Source organism: Streptomyces sp. NPDC059567, from assembly GCF_042735655.1.
GTDB lineage: Bacteria > Actinomycetota > Actinomycetes > Streptomycetales > Streptomycetaceae > Streptomyces.
Map to the genome: position 1 here is coordinate 24,038 of NZ_JBHWBS010000015.1, position 20,804 is coordinate 44,841.

23 protein-coding genes are annotated in these 20,804 nt (G+C 71.9%); 13 read left to right on the top strand and 10 right to left on the bottom strand.

The window, feature by feature from the left end; genetic code table 11:
- Nucleotides 1–164: 164 nt before the first annotated feature.
- Both ACFVZW_RS10235 and ACFVZW_RS10240 read right to left on the bottom strand, forming a co-directional pair.
- The gene (locus tag ACFVZW_RS10235; RefSeq protein ID WP_384519342.1) at nt 165–608 is read right to left on the bottom strand and encodes an ATP-binding protein; all 444 of its coding nucleotides are present in this window, start codon (nt 606–608) and stop codon (nt 165–167) included.
- Between the two features lie 286 nt (nt 609–894).
- Nucleotides 895–1,836 carry a hypothetical protein gene (locus ACFVZW_RS10240; protein WP_384519344.1) on the bottom strand — a complete coding sequence of 314 codons (942 nt, stop codon included), beginning with the start codon at nt 1,834–1,836 and terminating at the stop codon, nt 895–897.
- A 38-nt stretch (nt 1,837–1,874) separates the two neighbouring features.
- Between ACFVZW_RS10240 and dapE the strand changes: the two genes are divergently transcribed.
- Entirely contained in the window at nt 1,875–2,957 is a 1,083-nt protein-coding gene (dapE, locus tag ACFVZW_RS10245; RefSeq protein ID WP_384519346.1) for a succinyl-diaminopimelate desuccinylase, read from the top strand.
- Nucleotides 2,958–3,041: 84 nt separating this feature from the next.
- Entirely contained in the window at nt 3,042–3,791 is a 750-nt protein-coding gene (locus tag ACFVZW_RS10250) for a TIGR00730 family Rossman fold protein (protein ID WP_384519348.1), read from the top strand.
- Nucleotides 3,792–3,878: 87 nt separating this feature from the next.
- Here the strand turns inward: ACFVZW_RS10250 and folP are convergent, their stop codons facing one another.
- Complete coding sequence (gene folP, locus ACFVZW_RS10255; RefSeq protein WP_383556284.1) at nt 3,879–4,739, bottom strand: dihydropteroate synthase; 861 nt, start codon at nt 4,737–4,739, stop codon at nt 3,879–3,881.
- Nucleotides 4,740–4,843: 104 nt separating this feature from the next.
- Here folP and ACFVZW_RS10260 point away from each other — a divergent pair, with 104 nt between their 5' ends.
- Together ACFVZW_RS10260 and ACFVZW_RS10265 are read left to right on the top strand one after the other, a co-directional pair.
- Nucleotides 4,844–5,173, top strand: a complete 330-nt coding sequence (locus ACFVZW_RS10260; protein ID WP_384519350.1) for a DivIVA domain-containing protein — start codon at nt 4,844–4,846, stop codon at nt 5,171–5,173.
- Nucleotides 5,170–5,754, top strand: coding sequence for a DNA-3-methyladenine glycosylase I (locus ACFVZW_RS10265; RefSeq protein ID WP_384519352.1), 585 nt, complete (start codon nt 5,170–5,172; stop codon nt 5,752–5,754). The genes ACFVZW_RS10260 and ACFVZW_RS10265 overlap by 4 nt, the downstream gene beginning before the upstream one ends.
- 24 nt (nt 5,755–5,778) lie before the next feature.
- Here the strand turns inward: ACFVZW_RS10265 and ACFVZW_RS10270 are convergent, their stop codons facing one another.
- On the bottom strand, nt 5,779–6,582 hold the full coding sequence (locus ACFVZW_RS10270) for an enoyl-CoA hydratase/isomerase family protein (protein ID WP_384519354.1): 804 nt from the start codon (nt 6,580–6,582) through the stop codon (nt 5,779–5,781).
- 336 nt (nt 6,583–6,918) lie between these two features.
- On the opposite strand from ACFVZW_RS10270, the gene ACFVZW_RS10275 reads away from it, so the two are divergent.
- Entirely contained in the window at nt 6,919–7,086 is a 168-nt protein-coding gene (locus ACFVZW_RS10275; protein WP_006346801.1) for a DUF3117 domain-containing protein, read from the top strand.
- Between the two features lie 104 nt (nt 7,087–7,190).
- On the opposite strand, the gene ACFVZW_RS10280 is transcribed toward ACFVZW_RS10275, so the two are convergent.
- Nucleotides 7,191–7,856 (bottom strand): O-methyltransferase, encoded by a 666-nt coding sequence (locus ACFVZW_RS10280; RefSeq protein WP_384519463.1) that lies wholly within the window; start codon nt 7,854–7,856, stop codon nt 7,191–7,193.
- A 141-nt stretch (nt 7,857–7,997) separates the two neighbouring features.
- On the opposite strand from ACFVZW_RS10280, the gene sigE reads away from it, so the two are divergent.
- The 5 genes from sigE (at nt 7,998) to ACFVZW_RS10305 (ending at nt 12,982) form a co-directional block, all read left to right on the top strand.
- A complete protein-coding gene (gene sigE, locus ACFVZW_RS10285) occupies nt 7,998–8,756 on the top strand; it encodes an RNA polymerase sigma factor SigE (protein WP_384519356.1) in 759 nt (252 codons plus the stop codon).
- Entirely contained in the window at nt 8,753–9,715 is a 963-nt protein-coding gene (locus tag ACFVZW_RS10290; protein ID WP_384519358.1) for an anti-sigma factor family protein, read from the top strand. The genes sigE and ACFVZW_RS10290 overlap by 4 nt, the downstream gene beginning before the upstream one ends.
- 77 nt (nt 9,716–9,792) lie before the next feature.
- On the top strand, nt 9,793–11,730 hold the full coding sequence (locus tag ACFVZW_RS10295; RefSeq protein WP_384519359.1) for a S1C family serine protease: 1,938 nt from the start codon (nt 9,793–9,795) through the stop codon (nt 11,728–11,730).
- A gap of 91 nt (nt 11,731–11,821) precedes the next feature.
- Nucleotides 11,822–12,262 carry a sec-independent translocase gene (locus ACFVZW_RS10300; RefSeq protein ID WP_384519361.1) on the top strand — a complete coding sequence of 147 codons (441 nt, stop codon included), beginning with the start codon at nt 11,822–11,824 and terminating at the stop codon, nt 12,260–12,262.
- A gap of 93 nt (nt 12,263–12,355) precedes the next feature.
- Nucleotides 12,356–12,982 (top strand): hypothetical protein, encoded by a 627-nt coding sequence (locus ACFVZW_RS10305; RefSeq protein WP_384519363.1) that lies wholly within the window; start codon nt 12,356–12,358, stop codon nt 12,980–12,982.
- Between the two features lie 103 nt (nt 12,983–13,085).
- Here ACFVZW_RS10305 and ACFVZW_RS10310 read toward each other — a convergent pair whose 3' ends face one another.
- From ACFVZW_RS10310 to ACFVZW_RS10320, 3 genes are read right to left on the bottom strand one after another with little or no spacing between them, the layout of a single operon-like run.
- Nucleotides 13,086–14,219, bottom strand: coding sequence for an Mrp/NBP35 family ATP-binding protein (locus ACFVZW_RS10310; RefSeq protein WP_384519364.1), 1,134 nt, complete (start codon nt 14,217–14,219; stop codon nt 13,086–13,088).
- A 42-nt stretch (nt 14,220–14,261) separates the two neighbouring features.
- Nucleotides 14,262–14,849, bottom strand: a complete 588-nt coding sequence (locus ACFVZW_RS10315) for a DUF1003 domain-containing protein (protein ID WP_384519366.1) — start codon at nt 14,847–14,849, stop codon at nt 14,262–14,264.
- Complete coding sequence (locus ACFVZW_RS10320; protein WP_384519368.1) at nt 14,839–16,110, bottom strand: magnesium transporter MgtE N-terminal domain-containing protein; 1,272 nt, start codon at nt 16,108–16,110, stop codon at nt 14,839–14,841. The genes ACFVZW_RS10315 and ACFVZW_RS10320 overlap by 11 nt, the downstream gene beginning before the upstream one ends.
- Nucleotides 16,111–16,295: 185 nt before the next feature.
- Between ACFVZW_RS10320 and ACFVZW_RS10325 the strand changes: the two genes are divergently transcribed.
- A complete protein-coding gene (locus ACFVZW_RS10325; protein WP_384519369.1) occupies nt 16,296–17,099 on the top strand; it encodes a hypothetical protein in 804 nt (267 codons plus the stop codon).
- A 120-nt stretch (nt 17,100–17,219) separates the two neighbouring features.
- On the opposite strand, the gene ACFVZW_RS10330 is transcribed toward ACFVZW_RS10325, so the two are convergent.
- A complete protein-coding gene (locus ACFVZW_RS10330; protein ID WP_384519371.1) occupies nt 17,220–17,729 on the bottom strand; it encodes a hypothetical protein in 510 nt (169 codons plus the stop codon).
- Nucleotides 17,730–17,765: 36 nt separating this feature from the next.
- Nucleotides 17,766–18,905 carry a magnesium and cobalt transport protein CorA gene (locus ACFVZW_RS10335; protein WP_384519372.1) on the bottom strand — a complete coding sequence of 380 codons (1,140 nt, stop codon included), beginning with the start codon at nt 18,903–18,905 and terminating at the stop codon, nt 17,766–17,768.
- 412 nt (nt 18,906–19,317) lie between these two features.
- Here ACFVZW_RS10335 and ACFVZW_RS10340 point away from each other — a divergent pair, with 412 nt between their 5' ends.
- Entirely contained in the window at nt 19,318–19,902 is a 585-nt protein-coding gene (locus tag ACFVZW_RS10340) for a suppressor of fused domain protein (protein ID WP_384519374.1), read from the top strand.
- 165 nt (nt 19,903–20,067) lie between these two features.
- Entirely contained in the window at nt 20,068–20,706 is a 639-nt protein-coding gene (locus ACFVZW_RS10345; RefSeq protein WP_384519376.1) for a DUF6758 family protein, read from the top strand.
- Nucleotides 20,707–20,804 lie beyond the last annotated feature (98 nt).

Sequence of the window (20,804 nt, forward strand, 5' to 3'; positions counted from 1 at the left end):
GGGGGGGGGGGGTTGGCGGGTGTGTCCCCCCCCCCCCGTCGCGGGGGGGGGGGGGGGCGCTCCTCCCTGGGTTCGCCCCCGCGCGCGGGGGGGGGGGGGGGGTGGGTTTGCCGCCCCCCCCCCCCCCCCTCTCCCGTACCGGTGCCGGAGAACCGGACCGGGGGTCAGCCGCCGAGCGGCAGGCCGCCCAGCGAGGGCACGCCGCCGCCGGTCGGCAGGCTCTTGCCGAGGCCGCCCGCCGACGGGGCGTTCTGGGAGGCCGCGCCGGCGGTCTCGCCGAGGACCTCGCCCGCGCTGCCCGCCGCGTCGCCGGCGACCTTCTGCGCGGCGGGGGTGGCGGTCTTGCCGGCCGCACCCACGGTCTGGCCGGCGGCCGGGACGGCCTTGCTGCCGGTGTCGCCGACCACGCCGGTGGCGGTCTGCGAGGCGCCGTCGACGGCGTTGCCGACACCGGCGCCGTCCAGGCTGGAGATACCGGAGAGGGCTCCGGTGGGCGCGATGCTGTGGTCCAGGGCGCTCGCGGACCCGGCCGCACCGACCACGGGGGCTGCTCCGGCGGCCACGAGGAGTGCGGCGCGGGCGATCCGACGGGTCAGGGGGAGGGACATGGTGCTCCTTCGACGGAGAGGACGTTCTGACTCCGTGACAACCGAGGCGGGGGAGGTGGAGGTTTCGGCGGTCGAAGGTAAAGGCTGCGCAATGCATCGCATTATCGGGTGGGGAGGAAAGCGGACGAACGCGTCCGAAGATCCAACCCCTGCTGAACCGTCACTTCCCATGCCTCGCAAGGGGATGGGCGTGGTGCTGTGCGGTGTGGGGCGGTGGGTACCGCGGAACGTGGCGAATAGCTCGGTCGGGTGACTTCCCGTACGGGTGCCCGGTGCCGGAGTTCGGCTACTGCGCGAGCCGAATGCGAACCGCGCCGCCGCTCTCGCCGTCGTCGCCGTCCGTCGTCGACCACGCCCCGGAGGGGTCGCTCGCGCGCCAGACCTTGTCCGCGTACGCGACCTCGGCGATCCGCAGGTCGTCCGCCCGCGCCACCGCCCAGTGGGCGAGCTCCCAGCCCCGCTGCGCGTCCGTGCCGGTGGTCGCGAGGACGGGCACGGAGAGGACGGAGTGAGCGCCGCCCACGCTCGCCCCGGAGCGTCCCGCACTGCCCGCGCCCCCGGCCGCCCCCTTCGGGGCGGCCTTCTCGCCGAAGGCCCGCACCAGCTCCGCCCGCACCTTCGCCGGATCCCCCGGCTGCCCGTCCTTCGACGGGCTCGTCGTGCAGTTCAGGGACGCGGCCGAGCGGCCGGTCAGCGCAGCCGAAAGCAGCGCCGCGTCCGGCTCGTGCTTCGCGTACGCCTGGGGGAAACCGCTGCGCTGCACCTTCTGCGCCGCCACGGTCAGCGGGAGCCGCGAATAGCCGGGGACCTTCGCGAGACCTTCGTAGAACCTCCCCGAGGAGTACACCGGGTCCATGATCTGCTCCGGCGTGCCCCAGCCCATGGACGGGCGCTGCTGGAAGAGGCCGAGCGAATCCCGGTCGCCGTGCTGGATGTTGCGCAGCGCGGACTCCTGGAGCGCCGTCGCCAGGGCGATCGTGACCGCGCGCTCCGGCATCCGGCGGGTGGTGCCCACGGCGGAGATGGTGGCGGCGTTCGACGCCTGCTCGGGCGAGAACGCGTACGTGTTCTCGCCACTGCCCACGATGCAGCCGGGAGCGCCCTTGGGGCCCGTGGCGTGGTGCACGGCGAGATAGCCGGCCAAGCCGAGGAGCACGGCGAACCCGGCCGTGAACCTGGCAAGGCGGCCGTTGCGAGAACTGCGGGAGTGGCGGATGGGCTCGGACACGGGGCCAACCGTACTGGAGGCCGGGTTAGGGTCGGCACATGGCTGACAACGCTCCCCTCGACCTCGCGCTGGACGGTCCGGCGCTCACCGCCGCGCTCGTCGACTTCCCTTCCGTCAGCGGGACAGAGAAGCCGCTCGCCGACGCGATCGAGCAGGCCCTGCGTGCCCTGCCGCACCTCACCGTCGACCGGTACGGCAACAACGTCGTGGCCCGCACCCGGCTCGGCCACGCGGAGCGCGTGATCCTCGCCGGCCACATCGACACCGTCCCGATCGCGGGCAACGTGCCCTCGCGCCTCGACGAGAACGGCATCCTGTGGGGCTGCGGCACGACCGACATGAAGTCGGGCGTCGCCGTACAGCTCCGTATCGCAGCCACCGTCCCCGAGCCCAACCGCGACCTCACCTTCGTCTTCTACGACAACGAGGAGGTCGCCGCCCACCTCAACGGCCTCGGGAAGGTCGCCGAGGCGCACCCCGACTGGCTGGAGGGCGATTTCGCGATCCTCCTGGAGGGCTCGAACGCCGAGGTCGAGGGCGGCTGCCAGGGCACCCTGCGGGTCTTCCTGCGCACGGAGGGCGAGCGCGCCCACTCCGCGCGCTCCTGGATGGGCTCCAACGCCATCCACGCGGCGGCCCCGATCCTGGCCCGCCTCGCCGCGTACGAGCCCCGCAAGCCGGTCATCGACGGCCTGGAGTACCACGAGGGCCTCAACGCGGTACGGATCGAGGGCGGCGTCGCCAACAACGTCATCCCCGACGCCTGCACGGTCGTCGTCAACTACCGCTACGCCCCCGACCTCACCCAGGCCGAGGCCGAGGCGCACGTCCGCGAGGTCTTCGCGGACTGCGGGGTCGCGGAGTTCGTGATCGACGACCACAGCGGCGGCGCACTGCCCGGCCTTTCGCACCCGGCCGCGGCCGAGTTCATGAAGGCGGTCGGCGGCACCGCGCTGCCCAAGTTCGGCTGGACCGACGTGGCCCGCTTCAGCGCGCTCGGCGTCCCCGCGGTCAACTACGGCCCCGGTGACCCGATCTACGCCCACAAGGTCGACGAGCACGTCGTCGTGGACCGGATCGTCCAGTGCGAGGACCGGCTCCGCGACTGGCTCACTACCTGACAGACGTAATTTCGCTTTTTGTCACGTCTGTGGACCTACCCTGACCGAACCAGAAGATCAGTGGATCGGTGGAGGGAGCAGGCCATGGGTATCCCCGAGGGAGCGCGGAAGCCGGAGGAGCAGCGGCAGGGACCGGTGCTCAGGCGCCGCGAGCAGGTCCAGCCGGGCACCACGGATCAGCGTCTGCTGGACACCGAAGGCGACTCGGAGTGGGTGCACACAGACCCCTGGCGGGTCATGCGCATCCAGTCCGAGTTCGTCGAGGGCTTCGGCGCGCTCGCCGAACTGCCGAGCGCGATCAGCGTCTTCGGCTCGGCCCGTACGAAGCCGGACTCGCCCGAGTACGAGGCCGGTGTGCGGCTCGGCCGCGCGCTGGTCGAGGCGGGCTTCGCGGTGATCACGGGCGGCGGCCCGGGCGCCATGGAGGCGGCGAACAAGGGCGCGCGGGAGGCCAAGGGCATCTCGGTGGGCCTGGGCATCGAGCTCCCCTTCGAGCAGGGGCTCAACCCGCACGTCGACATCGGCGTGAACTTCCGCTACTTCTTCGTCCGCAAGACGATGTTCGTGAAGTACGCGCAGGGGTTCGTGGTCCTCCCGGGCGGCCTCGGCACCCTGGACGAGCTCTTCGAGGCGCTCACCCTGGTCCAGACGCGCAAGGTGACCCGCTTCCCGATCGTGCTCTTCGGTACGGAGTACTGGAAGGGTCTCGTCGACTGGCTCCGCGACTCGGTCGTCGCGGGCGGCAAGGCCTCTGAGCGGGACCTGCTGCTGTTCCACGTGACGGACGACGTGGACGAGGCGGTCGCCCTCGTGACGAAGGAGACGGGCCGCTAGGGCGTGTCCGGCGGGTCTGGAGCCGGACACGGCCCTGACCCGCCGGACACCCTGGGCGCCGTGCGTGGGGCGCCCGGCGCCCCGCGCCTACGCCAATCCTCGCCGGGCCACGGCGGGCGGACGGTGTCCCGCGATGGTCGCCACCATGTCCAGGACCTGCCGCGTCTCGGCGACCTCGTGCACCCGGTAGACCTGCGCACCCAGCCACGCGGACACCGCCGTCGTCGCCAGCGTGCCGAGCACCCGCTCCTTCACCGGCCGGTCCAGCGTCTCTCCCACGAAGTCCTTGTTCGACAATGAGACGAGCACCGGCCACCCCGTCTCCGTCATCTCGCCGAGCCGCCGGGTCGCCTCCAGGCTGTGGCGGGTGTTCTTCCCGAAGTCGTGACCGGGGTCGATCATGATCCCGTCCCGCCGTACGCCCAGCTCGACCGCCCGCTCCGCCAGCCCCACGGTCACCCGCAGGATGTCGGCCATCACGTCCTCGTACGCGATCCGGTGCGGCCGGGTCCGCGGCTCCGCGCCGCCCGCGTGGGTGCAGACGAGCCCGGCGCCGTACCGGGCGGCGACCTCCGCGAGCCGCGGGTCCACGCCGCCCCACGCGTCGTTGAGGACGTCCGCGCCGGCCTCGCAGACCGCCTCGCCGACATCGGCGCGCCAGGTGTCGACGCTGATGACGACGTCCGGATGCCGGCGCCGTACCTCGGCGACGAAGCCGACCGTGCGCCGCGCCTCCTCCTCCGCCGTGACCTCCTCGCCGGGTCCCGCCTTCACCCCGCCGATGTCGATGATGGCGGCGCCCTCGGCGACCGCCTGCTCCACGCGGGCGAGGGCCGGCTCGTCCCGGAAGGTGGCGCCCTGGTCGTAGAAGGAATCGGGGGTCCGGTTGACGATCGCCATGATCACCGGCTCGTGCGGCCCGAATTCACGCCGTCCCAAGCGCAGCATCCCTTTTGTCCTCCCTCGCGTCCGTTCGCCTGCGACCCTAACTGTCGGTGGCGCATGGCACGATCGGCGGTGGGACGTTTTCCATTCCGGGGAGAGGCGCGCTGGTGTTCTGGTTCTTGCTGATCGCGATGGTCGTGGTCGTCGCGGCGGTCACCCTGGCGGTGGTCGGCGGAGGCGACAGCGAGGTGCTGCCCGAGGTGGCACCGGAGCAGCTGGTCGACCCCCTGCCGGAGACCCGGCCGGTCGACCGCGCCGACATCGAGGCGCTCCGGCTGCCGGTGACCGCGCGGGGCTACCGCATGGCGGACGTGGACGACGTCCTGGGCCGCCTGGGCGCCGAGCTCGCCGAGCGGGACGCGCGGATCGCGGAGCTGCAGGCGGCGCTGGCCGGCGGGGCCGGGCCCTCGCTGCGGAAGAACCAAGAGGACCGGTGAGCGGCGGGGCGATCCCAGGCCCGGACGGCCGACTGCGCTGCCCCTGGGGCCTGTCGACCGAGGACTACGTGGCGTACCACGACGAGGAGTGGGGCCGCCCGGTCCACGGCGACGACGCGCTGTTCGAGCGGCTGTGCCTGGAGGCGTTCCAGTCGGGTCTTTCGTGGATCACGATCCTGCGCCGCCGTGAGGGCTTCCGACGGGCCTTCGCCGACTTCGAGATCGCCTCGGTGGCGGAGTTCGGCGAGGCGGACCGCGAGCGGCTCCTCGTGGACGAGGGCATCATCCGCAACCGGGCGAAGATCGACGCGACCCTGGCGAACGCCAAGACGCTGGCGACCTGGTCCCCCGGCGAGCTCGACTCCCTGATCTGGTCGTACGCCCCGGACCCGACGACCCGCCCGGCCCCGCTGACCTTCGCCGACGTGCCGGCCGTGACGGACGAGTCGACGGCCCTGTCCAAGGCGCTGAAGAAGCGCGGCCTGCGGTTCATCGGCCCGACGACGGCGTACGCCCTGATGCAGGCCTGCGGCCTCGTCGACGACCACTTGAAGGAGTGCGTGGCCCGGGGCGGCCGCTGACGGCGACCCGGGCCACGCCCGGCGTCACCGGCCCACGTACCGCGGCTTCTCCTTCGCCAGGAACGCCTGGACCGCGATCGTGTGGTCCTCCGACGCGCCCGCCGCCGTCTGGAGTTCGTCCTCCTTCTCCAGCGCCTCCGCGAGCGAGCGGTCCGCCCCGTACGCCAGCGACGCCTTCAGGGCCGCGTACGCCACCGTCGGGCCCTCGGCCAGGGTGCGGGCGACCTTCAGGGCCTCCTGCGCGAGGTCGGCGGCCGGGACCAGCTTGTTCACGATGCCGAGCTCGTACGCCTCCTGGGCGCTGATCGAGCGCGGGAAGAGCAGCAGGTCGGAGGCGCGGCTCGCACCGATCAGCCGGGGCAGCGTCCACGACATGCCGGAGTCGGCGGTGAGCGCGACACCCGCGAAGGAGGTGTTGAACGCGGCGGTGTCGGCGACGACCCGGTAGTCCGCCGCCAGCGCGAAGCCGAAGCCGGCCCCGGCCGCGACGCCGTTGACGCCCGCCACCACGGGCTTCTTCATGCCGGTGAGCGCCTTGACGATCGGGTTGTAGTGGTCCCGGACGGTGTTCATGGTGTGCTGCGACCCGGACTCCTTGTCCGACATCAGCAGACCCACGTGCTCCTTCAGGTCCTGACCCACGCAGAACGCCCGGTCGCCCGCCGCCGTAAGCAGCACGGCCCGTACGGCGGTGTCCGCCGCGGCCGCCTCCGCCGCGTCCCGCAGGGCGACCTTCGCCTCGACGTTCATCGCGTTCATGGCCTCGGGCCGGTTGAGCGTGATCGTGGCGAGTCCGTCGCTCACTTCGTACAGAACGGTGTCGGCCATCGGGGCTTCCCTTCGCGTCTTTGGAGTCCTGACCCTCCCCCAGACTTCGTGCGGGGGACCCCCAGGATGGCGGAGATCACGCACCCCGCACATGTGAGCTGCGTCAAAGCCTGACAGCGAACGAGTGGCGAGGCGGCGGCGAAGTATCGCAGGCTGATCGCCGAAAAGGGCGGTTTTGCGGAAGCGCGTTGCACAAGCGATGCAACCTGATGTTGGTCATCGGGTCCTGTGATGCGGGATAATGACCTGGAAGCAATGTGTTCGATGCCGGTGACGTGTGCTCCCGATCAGGGGCCGTCGGCTGACGAAGAGCTGGTTTCAGGAAGGGGAACAAGCATGGCGGCCATGAAGCCGCGGACGGGCGACGGCCCGCTCGAGGTGACCAAGGAGGGGCGGGGCATTGTCATGCGCGTTCCGCTCGAAGGCGGCGGTCGGCTTGTCGTCGAGCTGACCCCGGACGAGGCCGAAGCACTCGGCGACGCCCTGAAGCAGGTAGTCGGCTGACGCGACAAGCCAGGATTGTCCGCCCCTGCCCCGGCACGGTACCCACCGCGCCGGGGCAGGGGTGTGTCAGGGGTGGGTCGCGTATCCCGCGGCCCTGAGGGCCCTCAGGGCCGTCGCACCGCGCACAGCAGGCCATCGCCCACCGGCAGCAGGGACGGCAGCAGCTCCTGGCTCTCGCGGACCGCGCGCAGCAGCTCCCGCACCCGCAGCACCTCGGCGGGCTGGGCCGCGGAGTCGACCGTACGGCCGTCCGCGAAGACGCCCTCGAAGCAGACCAGACCGCCTGGTCGCAGCAGGCGCAACGATTCAGCGAGGTAGTCCAGGCACTCCAGCCGGTCGCCGTCGCAGAAGACGAGGTCGTATCCGCCGTCCGCGAGCCGCGGCAGCACGTCCAGCGCGCGCCCCGGGATGAAACGCGCCCGGTTCCCGGCGAAGCCCGCCGCCCGGAACGCCGTCTTCGCGAACTGCTGACGCTCGGGCTCCAGGTCCACCGTCGTCAGGACCCCGTCCGGCCGCATCCCGTACAGCAGGTAGATCCCGGACACCCCCGTGCCCGTACCGATTTCGGCCACCGCTTTCGCGTCCGCCGTGGCCGCCAGCAGGCGCAGAGCGGCGCCGGTGCCCGGAGACACCGAGGGCAGCCCTGCCTCCCGGGCCCGGTCACGGGCCCAGCGCAGCGCTTCGTCCTCGGCGACAAAGGCGTCGGCGAACGCCCAGCTCGTCTGCCGGTTGGCGGTAATGGCCCTCTCCTGTCCCCGTAGTTGGCGCAACGGTGACTGTATCCGCTGCACGCGGGAACCCGCAGATGGGACCGCGCGTTCTGAGAAGGCGGGACGCGATACGGAGCGCCGGCTCGGCCGGCCCCAAATTCGCGTAAAGATTCTTATCCGGAGCTAACGGGCGAGGTGGCTATGGTAGGGGCTCCACTGGACACCACCAGAGCCGACAGGGGAGGTGCGGCTGCGCCTGTGGATCGGGGAGGAGTGCTTCGGCGTCTTCTCAGGTCGGCAGGTGAGCCGAAATCCGTGACCGACACCGCTGACCGAATCCACACCACCGACTCCGCTCCCACCACCGCGACCTTCGCATCGGATGCGGAATCGCAGGCGTGGACTCCGCCCACCTGGGAGGAGATCGTCAGCACGCACAGTGGCCGGGTCTATCGCCTCGCCTACCGGCTGACCGGCAACCAGCACGACGCCGAGGACCTCACGCAGGAGGTCTTCGTCCGCGTCTTCCGCTCGCTGTCGACGTACACGCCGGGCACCTTCGAGGGCTGGCTGCACCGCATCACCACCAACCTCTTCCTCGACATGGTCCGCCGCAAGCAGCGGATCCGTTTCGACGCGCTCGCCGACGACGCGGCCGAGCGGCTGCCCAGCCGCGAGCCCTCACCGCAGCAGGCGTTCAACGACACCCACTTCGACGCCGACGTCCAACAGGCCCTCGACACCCTCGCGCCCGAGTTCCGGGCCGCCGTCGTCCTCTGTGACATCGAAGGACTCTCGTACGAGGAGATCGCCGCGACGCTCGGCGTGAAGCTCGGCACGGTCCGCAGCCGGATCCACCGCGGGCGCTCCCACCTGCGCAAGGCGCTGAAGCACCGTTCCCCCGAGGCCCGGGCGGAGCGCGCGCTGGCCGCCGTCGGCTGGGAGGGCGGTACGGCGTGAACACACGTCCTGCCGGCCCGACCCCCGCGGAGCAGCACCTCGGGGACCGGCTCGCGGCGCTGGTCGACGGGGAGCTCGGCCACGACGCCCGCGAGCGGGTCCTCGCGCACCTCGCGACCTGTGCCAAATGCAAGGCGGAGGCCGACGCCCAGCGCACGCTGAAGAGCGTCTTCGCCTCCACCGCCCCCCCTCCGCCCTCGGAGGGGCTCCTCGCCCGCCTCCAGGGGTTGCCGGGGGGCCCTGGTGATCCGGGGGCCGACGACCGTCGGGGACCCTTCGACGAACTCTTCGGCCTGGGCGGACCCGGTGGGTCCGGCGCGGCCGGCGGGGTGAAGTCCGACGGCTTCGCCACGGCCGTCGTCTCCCCGCACTCCGGCTTCCGTATCCACGCGGTCGGCCGTCCCGACCAGGACCGTTCGCCCTGGCGCGGGCGGCGCTTCGGTATCGCTGCGGCCAGCGCGGTCTCCTTCGCCGCCATCGCGCTCGGCGGCGCCCTTCCGCTGGAGTCCTCGGTGAACGTCGGCGCGCGCGGCGACGGCACGGGCAACACCGTGACCCCGCTGCGGGCCGCCGCCTCGGGCGGCGGCACCGGCTCGAACCCGGGCACCGGCGCGGGTACGAACGTGGGTGTGACCAACGGCCGCGGCGGGCGCTCGGGAGAGCGGTCGGTCACGGCCTCCTCGACCGGCCCTGTCGGCGCGCCCCTGTCGGCGCCCGGCGTCGTGGCGCCCGGACCCCTGGTTCCCGGTGAGGCGACCCCCGCGGTGGCCGGCCGGCTCCAGGACCAGGCCCCGCCGTCGCTGCTGGCCCTCTCGCCGTTCATACGGCCGACGGGACCGGCGCTGCACCTGGCGTTCACGTCCGGGCTCAACACGCTCGGCGGCCCGACCGCCACCGCGGCCCCGGCCACGTCGACGGCCTCCGGCTCGTCGTCGATCCCGCTCACCTCCCAACGCTGACCCGGGACCTGGTTGAATCCAGGTCACGAGTGCCCGACGCAGGCGGGCGCGGACAGGCCAGCTGTTGCGGGGAGAGCATGAACGACGGGAAGCCCACCGGCCAGAAGCCGAAGTGGTGGAGCCGGCCTACGACGCCGCCGGCCGGTCAGGCGGAGATACCGGAGCCGCCGGCCGCGGACGAGGGGGACTTCACGCTCGCCGCACCCGCGGCCACGGACGGCCCCGCGGCCCCCGAGCCCCCCGCCGACGCGGCGCCTGCGGACCAGGGCGCGACCCTGGAGCAGGTCCTGGTCTCGGAGGACGTCCGGGACCAGGTCACGACCTCCGTCCAGGACCAGGTCACGATCTCGGACCAGGACCGGGGCCCGGTCTCGGACCAGAGCCAGCTCCCGACCTTGGACGAGGACCGAGGCCCGGTCTCGGACCAGGACCAGGTCACGATCTCGGACCAGGACCGGGGCCCGGTCTCGGACCAGGTCGCGGACGAGGTTCATGCCCCGGCTCCCGATGCGGGGCCCACCCTCGCCAAGGGGCCGGACTCCGGGGCGGACACGGCTTCCGAACCCCTCGCCGCGCCGCAGCCGCTGCACGAGCCCGACGAGTACCGGACCCCGCCCTACGGCGGGCCCGGCCCCTGGGCGCCCGCCCCGCCGGTGCAGCGGCCGGTGGCGACTCCGGCCCACGGGGTCCCCGTACCTCCGCAGCCCGTACCCCCGCAGGCCCCGCACGCGACGCCCCACCCGGCACCCGCACCGCAGCCGATGCCGCAGCAGGCCGCACCGCAGCCCCACCCCCAGCCTCAGCAGCCCGCGCAGTGGGTGCAGTACGACCCCTGGGGTGCCCCCGGGGCCGCACCGCTCGCCCCGCTGATCATCGGCGCGGAGCCGCCCGTCAAGCGGCGCCGCTCCCGGCGCGGGCTCGCGCTCACGGGCGCGCTGGTCTTCGCCATGATCACGGGCGTGCTCGGTGGCGCGGTCGGCGCCTATGTCGAGCGCAACGGTGGCATCAGCACGATCGAGCTGCCCCAGGCCGGCGCCGAGGACTCCGGCCGCGCCCCCGACAGCGTCGCCGGGATCGCCGCCAGCGCCCTGCCCAGCGTGGTCACCCTCCACGTCAGCGGCGGTGGCGCCTCGGGCACCGGTACCGGCTTCGTCCTGGACACCCAGGGCCACATCCTGACCAACAACCACGTGGTCGACGCGGCCTCCTCCTCCGGCGACATCTCGGTCACCTTCAGCAGCGGTGAGACCGCGAGCGCCAAGCTGGTCGGAAAGGACAGCGGCTACGACCTCGCCGTCGTGAAGGTCACCGGCGTCTCGGGGCTCAAGCCCCTGCCGCTGGGCAACTCCGACAACGTGCGGGTCGGCGACCCGGTCGTGGCCATCGGCGCCCCCTTCGACCTCCAGAACACCGTCACCTCCGGCATCATCAGCGCCAAGGAGCGGCCCATCACGGCCGGCGGCGAGAAGGGCGACGGCAGCGACGTCAGCTATGTCGACGCGCTCCAGACCGACGCGCCGATAAACCCGGGCAATTCGGGCGGTCCGCTGGTCGACTCGAAGGCCCGGGTCATCGGCATCAACAGCGCCATCCGTGCCGCCGGTGGCGGCGAAGGCGACGAGAGCGGCGGCCAGTCCGGCTCCATCGGCCTGGGCTTCGCCATCCCGATCAACCAGGGCAAGCGGGTCGCCGAGGAGCTGATCAACACCGGCAAGGCCACTCACCCCGTCATCGGTGTGAGCCTCGACATGCAGTTCAACGGCGACGGCGCGCGCGTGGGGGAGAAGGGCAAGGACGGCTCGGCCTCCGTCACCCCCGGCGGCCCGGCCGCCAAGGCGGGCGTCCGCCCCGGCGACGTGATCACCAAGGTCGACGGCCAGCGGGTCCACAGCGGCGAGGAGTTGATCGTCAAGATCCGCGCCCACCGCCCGGGGGACCGCCTGGAGCTGACGCTGATGCGCGGTGGCAAGGAGCAGACGAAGACGTTGACGCTCGGTTCCTCGCAGGGCGACTGAGCGCCATGTGGGAGACACCGCAAGGTACCCGCCCGGAGGTTTCGGCGGGTACCGTGGAGCGGGCCCCGGACCCCGTGTAAGGAGCAGCAAGGTGTTCAACGACCTAGGCATACTCGAGCTCGTGACGCTCGTGGTCCTCGCTGTGCTCGTTTTCGGCCCGGACAAGCTGCCGAAGGTCATCCAGGACGTCTCGCGCTTCGTCCGGAAGGTCAAGGACTTCTCGGAGAGCGCGAAGGCCGACATCCGCACCGAGCTGGGGCCCGAGTTCAAGGACTTCGAGTTCGAGGACCTCAACCCGAAGACGTTCCTGCGCAAGCAGCTCGAGGGCAACGAGGACTTCAAAGAGCTGAAGGAGCTGCGCGGCAGCTTCGACCTCAAGAAGGAGATGAACGAGGTCGCCGACGCGGTGCACGGCCGCGAGACGGAGACCCCGTCGGTTCCGGCCGCCGTCAACGGCTCGCCGGACCTCCTCAAGAAGCAGGACAAGCCGGGCACGGGTGAGCGGCCGCCGTACGACTCCGACGCGACCTGACCACCTGGGCTGACACCACCGGGCGCACACCGGTGGCTATCCTCCATCTGTTGTCCGCCGACGCGGGCACAACGGATCGAGGAGGCGGCCGAGATGGAGACGACGAGTCGGGTGGAGGGAGTGCCCGCTGCCCGGCGCGCGGCCGAAGGCTTTCTGCGCGCACCCTTCACCTGGTACGGACTTGACGAGGCGTTCACCGGGCCGCGCTGGCTGATGCAGGTCGGCACGGCGGCGGACGGGACCGTCCAGCACGGGTCGATGGGTCACGGGGACGAGCCGTCCATAAAGTCCGACGCGAGCGGGGTCGAGAAGGAGCGCTTCGCGGTCGTCGTGACGGTCGCGGCGAACCCGGTGAGGCGCTCTGCCGACGGTACGGGGGTCCTGGACGCCACCACGGTCGCCTCGGCCGCCTGGCTGGCCGGCTCGGGGCTCCTCGCCTACACCTGGCCGGCGCAGCTGGACCACGCGCTGCGGGACGACTGGCTGGACCAGCAGACGGAGACGGCCTTCGAGCTCGCGGACGACCTGACGGGTCCGGAGTGGTCGACGCTGTCGCTGCCGGTGGACGGGGTGCCGGTGCCGTTCCACTACCGGGAGTCGGAGTTCGGGTGGGTGCTGGCCGGGTCTGCGGGTGAGGTGCACATCGGGGCGTACGGGCGTGGCATGAGCGCGTACGGGTTGGGGTTCTCGGGGGTCGAGGACCTCGACGCGTACGCCTGACGGCGCGAAGAAGGGGCACCCCGGTCTCGGGGTGCCCCTTCACGCTGCGCGGGCCCGTGCGGGCCGGTGGGTGGGTTCTGCCCACCCCACCGCCCGCCGTGTCCTAGAACTTGTTGCGCGGGGTGATGCCCAGGCTCATGCCCGACAGGCCCCTGGCGCGGCCGCCGAGCTTGCCGGCGATGGCGCGGAGGGCCGCGCCCGCGGGGGAGTCCGGGTCGGTCAGGACGACCGGCTTGCCCTCGTCGCCGCCCTCGCGCAGGCGGACGTCGATCGGGATGGACCCGAGGACCGGGACCGTCGCGCCCGTGGTCTTCGTCAGGCCGTCCGCGACCTTCTGGCCGCCGCCCGTACCGAAGACGTCGACCATCTCGTCGCAGTGCGGGCACGGCAGGCCCGCCATGTTCTCGACGACGCCGACGATCTTCTGGTGGGTCTGGACGGCGATCGAGCCGGCGCGCTCGGCGACCTCGGCCGCCGCCTGCTGCGGGGTCGTGACGACGAGGATCTCGGCGTTCGGCACCAGCTGGGCCACCGAGATCGCGATGTCGCCGGTGCCCGGGGGCAGGTCGAGCAGCAGCACGTCCAGGTCGCCCCAGTACACGTCCGCGAGGAACTGCTGGAGCGCGCGGTGGAGCATCGGGCCGCGCCACACGACCGGGGCGTTGCCCGGGGTGAACATGCCGATGGAGATGACCTTCACGCCGTTCGCGGACGGCGGCATGATCATGTTCTCGACCTGGGTCGGACGGCCGTCCGCGCCCAGCATCCGCGGCACCGAGTGCCCGTAGATGTCGGCGTCGACGACGCCGACCTTCAGCCCGTCCGCGGCCATCGCCGCGGCGAGGTTCACGGTCACGGAGGACTTGCCGACGCCGCCCTTGCCGGAGGCGACCGCGTACACGCGGGTCAGCGAGCCGGGCTTGGCGAACGGGACCTCACGCTCGGCCGTCGTGCCGCGCAGCGCCGCGGCCAGGTCCTTGCGCTGTTCGTCGCTCATCACGTCGAGCGTCACGTCGACGCCGGAGACGCCCTCGACCCGGGAGACCGCGTCGGTGACGCGCTGGGTGATCGTGTCGCGCATCGGGCAGCCGGAGACGGTGAGATAGACCGTGACGGCGACCTTGCCGTCGGATCCGATCTCCACCGACTTGACCATGCCGAGCTCAGTGATCGGTTTGTTGATCTCGGGGTCGTTCACCGTCGCCAGTGCTTCAAGCACCGCGTCTTCCGTAGCCATACGAAGATGGTACGGCGCGGACCACCGGCCCCGGAAAGCCCGTCAGCGGTCGGGTACGTCACTTCTGGGATCGCCACCCGGGGGGAATAGGTCCCGGCGGCCGTCCCGCCGCTCCTCCATCTCCTTGATCAGGTCCTGGAGCTCCGAACGGATCCAGTCCCGGGTCGCCACCTCGCCCAGACCCATCCGCAGCGCGGCGATCTCCCGGGTCAGGTACTCCGTGTCCGCGATCGACCGCTCGTTCTGCTTCCTGTCCTGCTCGAGGTTGACCCGGTCACGGTCGTCCTGCCGGTTCTGGGCGAGGAGGATCAGCGGAGCCGCGTACGAGGCCTGGAGCGACAGGGCGAGCGTCAGGAAGATGAACGGGTACTCGTCGAACTTCAGCGACGACGGCGCGAAGATGTTCCACAGCACCCAGACGACGATGGTCACCGTCATCCAGACGATGAACCGCCCCGTCCCCAGGAAGCGGGCGACCCGCTCCGAGAGCCGGCCGAAGGCCTCCGGGTCGTACTCCGGCAGCAGCCTGGCCCGTCGCTCCCGCGGGAGATCGAGCCTGATCCGGGGCATGGAGCGTTCCCGCTCCCTCTCCCGCTCTCTCTCCCGATCCTGAATGCGCTCAGCCCCCACGCGCGGCCTCCTCCCCGTGGAACTCCGTCTCCCGCCAGTCGTCCGGCAGCAGATGGTCGAGTACGTCGTCGACGGTGACCGCGCCGAGCAGCGACCCGCTCTCGTCCACCACGGGCGCCGCGATCATGTTGTACGCGGCGAGATAGCTGGTGACGGCGGGCAGCGGGGTGTCCGGGGCCAGCGGCGGCAGATCGCTGTCGACCAGCGAGCTGACCAGCGTGAACGGCGGATCGCGCAGCAGCCGCTGGAAGTGCACCGTGCCCAGGTACTTGCCCGTCGGGGTCTCGTCCGGCGGCCGGCACACGTACACCTGCGCGGCGAGCGCCGGGGAGAGGTCCTGCTGGCGTACGCGCGCCAGGGCGTCCGCGACCGTGGCGTCGGGCCGCAGCACGATCGGCTCGGTCGTCATCAGGCCGCCCGCGGTCCGCTCCTCGTACGCCAGCAGCCGGCGTACGTCGGCTGCGTCGTCGGGTCGCATCAGGGTGAGCAGCCGTTCCTTGTCCTCCTCCGGCAGCTCGGAGAGCAGGTCGGCGGCGTCGTCCGGGTCCATCGCCTCCAGGACGTCGGCGGCGCGCTCCTCCTTCAGCTTGCCGAGGATCTCGATCTGGTCGTCCTCCGGCAGCTCCTCCAGGACGTCGGCGAGCCGGTCGTCGTCGAGGGCGGCGGCGACCTCGGCCCGCCGCTTGGGGGAGAGGTGGTGCAGCACGTTGGCCAGGTCGGCGGGGCGCAGCCGCTCGAAGGTGGCGACCAGGTTCTCGGCGCCCTGGCCCTCTTCCTCCAGGGAGAAGCCGGTGACGGCCGACCACTCCACGGTCAGGGTCTCGCCCTTGCGGCGCAGCGCGCCCGGCTTGCCGCGCCGTACGAAGACCTTGTCGATCTCCCAGTCACGGCGGGCCGGCAGCTGCTGGATGGCCACGTCCAGGACGGTGACCTCCTCGTCCGTCTCCACGAGCCGCACCCGGCGGTCGAGGAGTTCGCCGAGGACCAGCCGTTCGGTGGGGCGCTGCTCGAAGCGGCGCATGTTGACCACGCCCGTGGTGATGACCTGGCCGGACTCGACGCCCGTGATCCGGGTCATCGGGACGAAGACCCGGCGGCGGCTGAGGACCTCGACGACCATGCCGAGCAGCCGGGGCGGACGGCGGCCCACCCGGAGCATGGCGACGAGGTCGCTGACCCGGCCGACCTGGTCACCGTTGGGGTCGAAGACGGGGACGCCGGCGATGTGCGAGACGAAGACCCGGGGGGCGCCTGCCACCATGCCACGCGCCTCCTCGATGTCGCACGATTCGGGTCATTGCCGAGATATGCCGGGTTCAGGCTAGCCCGTGCCCTTCCGCGGCGCCCCGGCAGAGCGCCCGTACGGCTGCCTGCGGGGACGACTTCCCGCCCGGGTACGCTGCGGTCTGCCGTCCCCCCACCGACGACATTCGAGAGGCAGCGCAGGTGACCGCACTCCCCACTGCATCGCGCATCCGCCGGGCCGTCCTGCCCGTGGCGCTCTGCGCCGGGCTCGCGGCGGGTCTCACCGCCTGCGCATCGGATCCGGACGAGGGGACGAACGGGGTCGGGAAGCTGGAGGCGACCGCCATCGAGCAGAAGGCGCAGACCGCGGCCGACGCGGCGAAGGCGGTGCGGCTGGCCGGGACCCTGGTCAGCAAGGGCGGCACGTACAAGCTCAACATGCGGCTCAAGCAGGACGGCGCGAGCGGTTCGGTGACGACGAAGAACAGCACGTTCGAGCTGCTCCGGATCGGCGAGGCGCTCTATCTGAAGGCCGACGCGGGCTTCTGGGCGCATGACGAGGGGGCGTCCGACGGCAAGGCGAACGGCGGCTCGGCCTCTGGCGGCGCGGCGTCCGAGGCGCCGACCGAGTCGGACAGCGAGGCCGCCGACAAGCTCGACGACAAGTACGTGAAGGTGCCGCAGGACGACCCCTCGTACAAGCAGCTGCGCGGCTTCACCGACATGGACCTGCTGCTCGACGGGCTCATCGGGCTGCACGGCGACGTCGTCAAGGGCGACCGCGACAAGATCGGCGGCATCCGCACGGTCAAGGTCAAGGGCGGCGAGGACGGCGAGGGCGGCACGCTGGACGTCGCGCTGGAGGGGACTCCGTTCCCGCTCCAGTTCGCGCGCGGCGGCGGTGCGGGCGTGGTGGTGCTGTCCGAGTGGGACAAGGACTTCCCGCTGGAGGAGCCGTCGAAGGACCAGACCCTGGACTACGGTAAGCAGTTGCCGCGTACGTGAGGGGCAGGCGCCCACGCACACGAGGGCCGGCGTCGGCGCGCGCAAGGGCCCGCGTCGGGCCGGCGCAAGCGCACGTGAAGGCCCGCGTCGGGCCGGCGTCCGCGCATGTGTGGGCCCGCGTCAGCGCTTGCGGCGCTTCAGGAGCAGGCGGGGAAGCGCCGCCGGTACCGGGCGCCTGGTCGTGGCCTCCGACGGCTGCGGGACCGCCGCGAGGGACCCGTCCGGCAGCTCGGTCGTGGAGTCCTGCGGAGTGAGCCGCAGGACCCGGCACTCCCGCGCCCACCGGTCCGGCATCGCCTCGCCGTCCGTCGCGTTCAGGCGCTTGCCCTTCAGCTCGGCGACCGCGGCGTCCCACTCCTCCGTACCCGGAGCCAGTTCGCTCACCGCGGCCGTCCAGGCGACGATCCGGCCGCCCTTGTCCTTGCTGCGGACCGTGACCTCGGCCGTCGCGCCGGCGACGAGGCCGGGGAGCGGCTGCTCGCCGGGGCCGTCGCCCACGACGTGCGCCGCGCCCTCGTGCCAGACGTGCCACAGCGCCCGGGCCGCGGGGGCGTCGCCCCGGACCCAGATGAGGCCGGACTTCTTGGTGGCCTCCTCGACGAGGGCGAGGCCCAGCTGCGTGTCTGTCATGCCCCGCAGCCTATCCAGTGCCGGCCGGCGCGCCGTCTAGAGCCAGCCGTTGCGCTTGAGGGTGCGGTGGATGGCGAAGCAGGCCGCGGCGATGCCGACGAGCACCATCGGGTAGCCGTACTTCCACTCCAGCTCCGGCATGTGGTCGAAGTTCATGCCGTACACGCCGCAGACCGCCGTCGGGACGGCGATGATGGCCGCCCAGGAGGTGATCTTGCGCATGTCCTCGTTCTGCGTGACGGTCGCCTGGGCCAGGTTGGCCTGGAGGATCGAGTTGAGGAGCTCGTCGAAGCCGACGACCTGCTCCTGCACGCGCGCGAGGTGGTCGGCGACATCGCGGAAGTACTTCTGGATGTCCGGGTCGACCAGCCGCATCGGGCGCTCGCTCAGCAGCTGCATCGGGCGCATCAGCGGGGTGACGGCCCGCTTGAACTCCAGCACCTCGCGCTTGAGCTGATAGATCCGGCCGGTGTCGGTGCCGCGCGTGGAGCCCTTGGCAGGTGGGGAGAAGACGTCGATCTCGATCTGGTCGATGTCGAGTTCGACCGCGTCGGCGACCGCGATGTAGCCGTCGACGACATGGTCGGCGATGGCGTGGAGGACGGCGGAGGGGCCCTTGGCGAGCAGTTCGGGCTCGCCCTGGAGGCGGTGGCGCAGGTTGCGCAGCGAGCCCTGGCCGCCGTGCCGGACGGTGATGACGAAGTCGGGGCCGGTGAAGCACATCACCTCGCCGGTCTCGACGACCTCGCTGGTGGCGGTGAGCTCGGCGTGCTCGACGTAGTGGATCGTCTTGAAGACGGTGAAGAGGGTGTCGTCGTACCGCTCCAGCTTGGGCCGCTGGTGGGCGTGGACGGCGTCCTCGACGGCGAGCGGGTGGAGCCCGAACTCGGCGGCGATGCCCGCGAATTCGGACTCGGTCGGCTCGTGCAGACCGATCCAGGCGAAGCCGCCGCTCTCCCGTACCTGTCGCATCGCGCCGCGCGGCGTCAGGCAGGCGCGGTCGTCGATGCGACGGCCGTCGCGGTAGACGGCGCAGTCGACGACGGCGCTGGAGGCGGAGGGGTCGCGGGTGGCGTCGTAGTTGGCGTACGGGGAGGCGAGGGTGGAGCCGCCCTTGCGCAGGGAGGGGCGCAGGGAGGGGCGGACCGCGGCACGGAGGTCACGGATCATCGACATTTGGCATGCTCCTTCACGGAGAAGCCGTCGGCGAGGCGTGGCACAGCCCGGAATGGGGACGTGGAGCTACGTCGTCCACAAAGCGGGCGGCACCGCGGGATCGCGGTGACGGCGTTCGCTACAGACAGGCAAAGGCGAAGTGCTCTTCCGTCGTGCGAGATGCCGGATGACGGGGCGGACCGGGTGCGGAAGGCCTCAGATCACCGGGAGGAACGCACCGGGCTCGGGTGCGGGGCGGAAGAGCGGTTGGTACTGCCCGATCGACTTCGATCCACGCAGCCCCACCTCCTCCAGCCGGTCCCCCATGGGGGATGACGAGTAGTCGGGAGTCCCGACCAGCGGCCAAGACTATCAGCCGACAGAGGGTCAATCCCTTCCTTTGCCCGTTCCATACGCGCTTTATGCTCGCGTCATGGGAGAAGTTCTTGCTCTGGTCGAGGCCCGGCTACGTACGGCGCTCGGTGAACCGGACGCGCGGGCCGCGGTGACGTTCCTCGGTACGGACCGCATCGAGGTGCTCCGCTTCATCGACGGCGATGTCGTGCGGTACGCCACCCTCGGCATGTCCGCGTACCCGATGACCGACCCGACGTCCGCGCTCGCCGACCCCGTGAAGGGCCCGCGCGCGGAGCTGGTGCTGTCGGTACGGGGCGGGCTCGCCGACACCGACAAGGTGCTGCGCCCGCTCGCCGTCCTCGCCTCGACCCCGCAGGTCGAGGGCGTGGTGGTGGCCGCCGGTGCCTCGCTCGACGTGGGCGAACCCCTGTGGCCGGGGGCCCCGTTCAGCTCGGTCCTCGTCGCGGAGCCGGGTGGTCTGGTGGAGGACCTGGAGCTCGACGAACCGAGGGATCCGGTGCGGTTCCTGCCGCTGCTGCCGATGACGTCCAACGAGGCGGCGTGGAAGCGGGTCCACGGCGCGGAGGCGCTCCGGGAGCGCTGGCTGACGAACGGCACGGATCTGCGGGATCCGCTGCGCAGGTCCGTGTCCCTGGACTGAGGGCGAGCTGCCCCCGCGTGGCGTGCGTCGGTGGATGAGGCGTACACGGAATGGGTGGGTCGAGCCGATGGGTGTAGATGGCATCTATTACTGGGGGTGAACTGGTCGGTCCGGACGGGTGATCGTCCTTGACGTGGACGCGGTGGGGTAGGACCGTTGGGCCCTATGAGGGGCGAACCCAGTTGCCCGAAGTGCGGTGGCCGGGTCAGGGCGCCCGGTCTTTTTGCCGACTCGTGGCAGTGCGACGTGCACGGCTCGGTGCACCCGCTGCAACCCGTGATCCCGCCCAGCGTCGAGGCCCTCGGTGTCGTGGTGCACCGGGCTCAGGTGCCTGTGTGGATGCCGTGGCCCCTGCCCGTCGGATGGCTCTTCACCGGGGTCGCGTACGCCGGCGACGACCGCAGCGGAGGGCGCGCGACGGCCGTCGCCTGCTCCGGTCCCGGGCCGCTCGGCGGGATCGGTGAGCTGCTGCTCGTCGCGGAGGAGCTCGGCGTCGGACTCGGTGCGCGGTACGCCGGGATCGACGGACCCGATCCCGGTTCCCACATGGCCATCGAGAAGGCCGCCCAGACGAAGGTGCTCGCCGCCGGCCGCCCGACGCCTCTCTGGCATGTGAACGGCGCGCCGCAGGACCGCGCGGTGTTCGCGGGGGAGGCGCGCGGGCTGTGGCTCTGGGCGATCGTGTGGCCCGAGCAGTCCGGACTGCTGATGTACGACGAGCTGGTGCTGACGGACCTGCGGGACGCGGGCGCGGAGGTCGAACTGCTGCCGTGCGGGGCGCTGACGCCGCGTCTGCTGACGTAGGGAGCCCGGGGCCCGGGGGTCGAGCGGGCCGCCGCGGGGGCGGGGGTGTTCGATTCCCCCGTTATGCTGGAGCGTCCCCTTCGTCCGCCCCGAGCCCT

Bases quoted from the DNA above. Each gene is read 5' to 3' on its own strand.
- ACFVZW_RS10235 (WP_384519342.1), bottom strand. From the start codon at position 608: ATGTCCCTCCCCCTGACCCGTCGGATCGCCCGCGCCGCACTCCTCGTG.
- dapE (WP_384519346.1), top strand. From the start codon at position 1,875: ATGGCTGACAACGCTCCCCTCGACCTCGCGCTGGACGGTCCGGCGCTC.
- ACFVZW_RS10250 (WP_384519348.1), top strand. From the start codon at position 3,042: ATGGGTATCCCCGAGGGAGCGCGGAAGCCGGAGGAGCAGCGGCAGGGA.
- folP (WP_383556284.1), bottom strand. From the start codon at position 4,739: ATGCTGCGCTTGGGACGGCGTGAATTCGGGCCGCACGAGCCGGTGATC.
- ACFVZW_RS10270 (WP_384519354.1), bottom strand. From the start codon at position 6,582: ATGGCCGACACCGTTCTGTACGAAGTGAGCGACGGACTCGCCACGATC.
- ACFVZW_RS10275 (WP_006346801.1), top strand. From the start codon at position 6,919: ATGGCGGCCATGAAGCCGCGGACGGGCGACGGCCCGCTCGAGGTGACC.
- sigE (WP_384519356.1), top strand. From the start codon at position 7,998: ATGGTAGGGGCTCCACTGGACACCACCAGAGCCGACAGGGGAGGTGCG.
- ACFVZW_RS10295 (WP_384519359.1), top strand. From the start codon at position 9,793: ATGAACGACGGGAAGCCCACCGGCCAGAAGCCGAAGTGGTGGAGCCGG.
- ACFVZW_RS10305 (WP_384519363.1), top strand. From the start codon at position 12,356: ATGGAGACGACGAGTCGGGTGGAGGGAGTGCCCGCTGCCCGGCGCGCG.
- ACFVZW_RS10310 (WP_384519364.1), bottom strand. From the start codon at position 14,219: ATGGCTACGGAAGACGCGGTGCTTGAAGCACTGGCGACGGTGAACGAC.
- ACFVZW_RS10320 (WP_384519368.1), bottom strand. From the start codon at position 16,110: ATGGTGGCAGGCGCCCCCCGGGTCTTCGTCTCGCACATCGCCGGCGTC.
- ACFVZW_RS10330 (WP_384519371.1), bottom strand. From the start codon at position 17,729: ATGACAGACACGCAGCTGGGCCTCGCCCTCGTCGAGGAGGCCACCAAG.
- ACFVZW_RS10335 (WP_384519372.1), bottom strand. From the start codon at position 18,905: ATGTCGATGATCCGTGACCTCCGTGCCGCGGTCCGCCCCTCCCTGCGC.
- ACFVZW_RS10340 (WP_384519374.1), top strand. From the start codon at position 19,318: ATGGGAGAAGTTCTTGCTCTGGTCGAGGCCCGGCTACGTACGGCGCTC.
- ACFVZW_RS10345 (WP_384519376.1), top strand. From the start codon at position 20,068: ATGAGGGGCGAACCCAGTTGCCCGAAGTGCGGTGGCCGGGTCAGGGCG.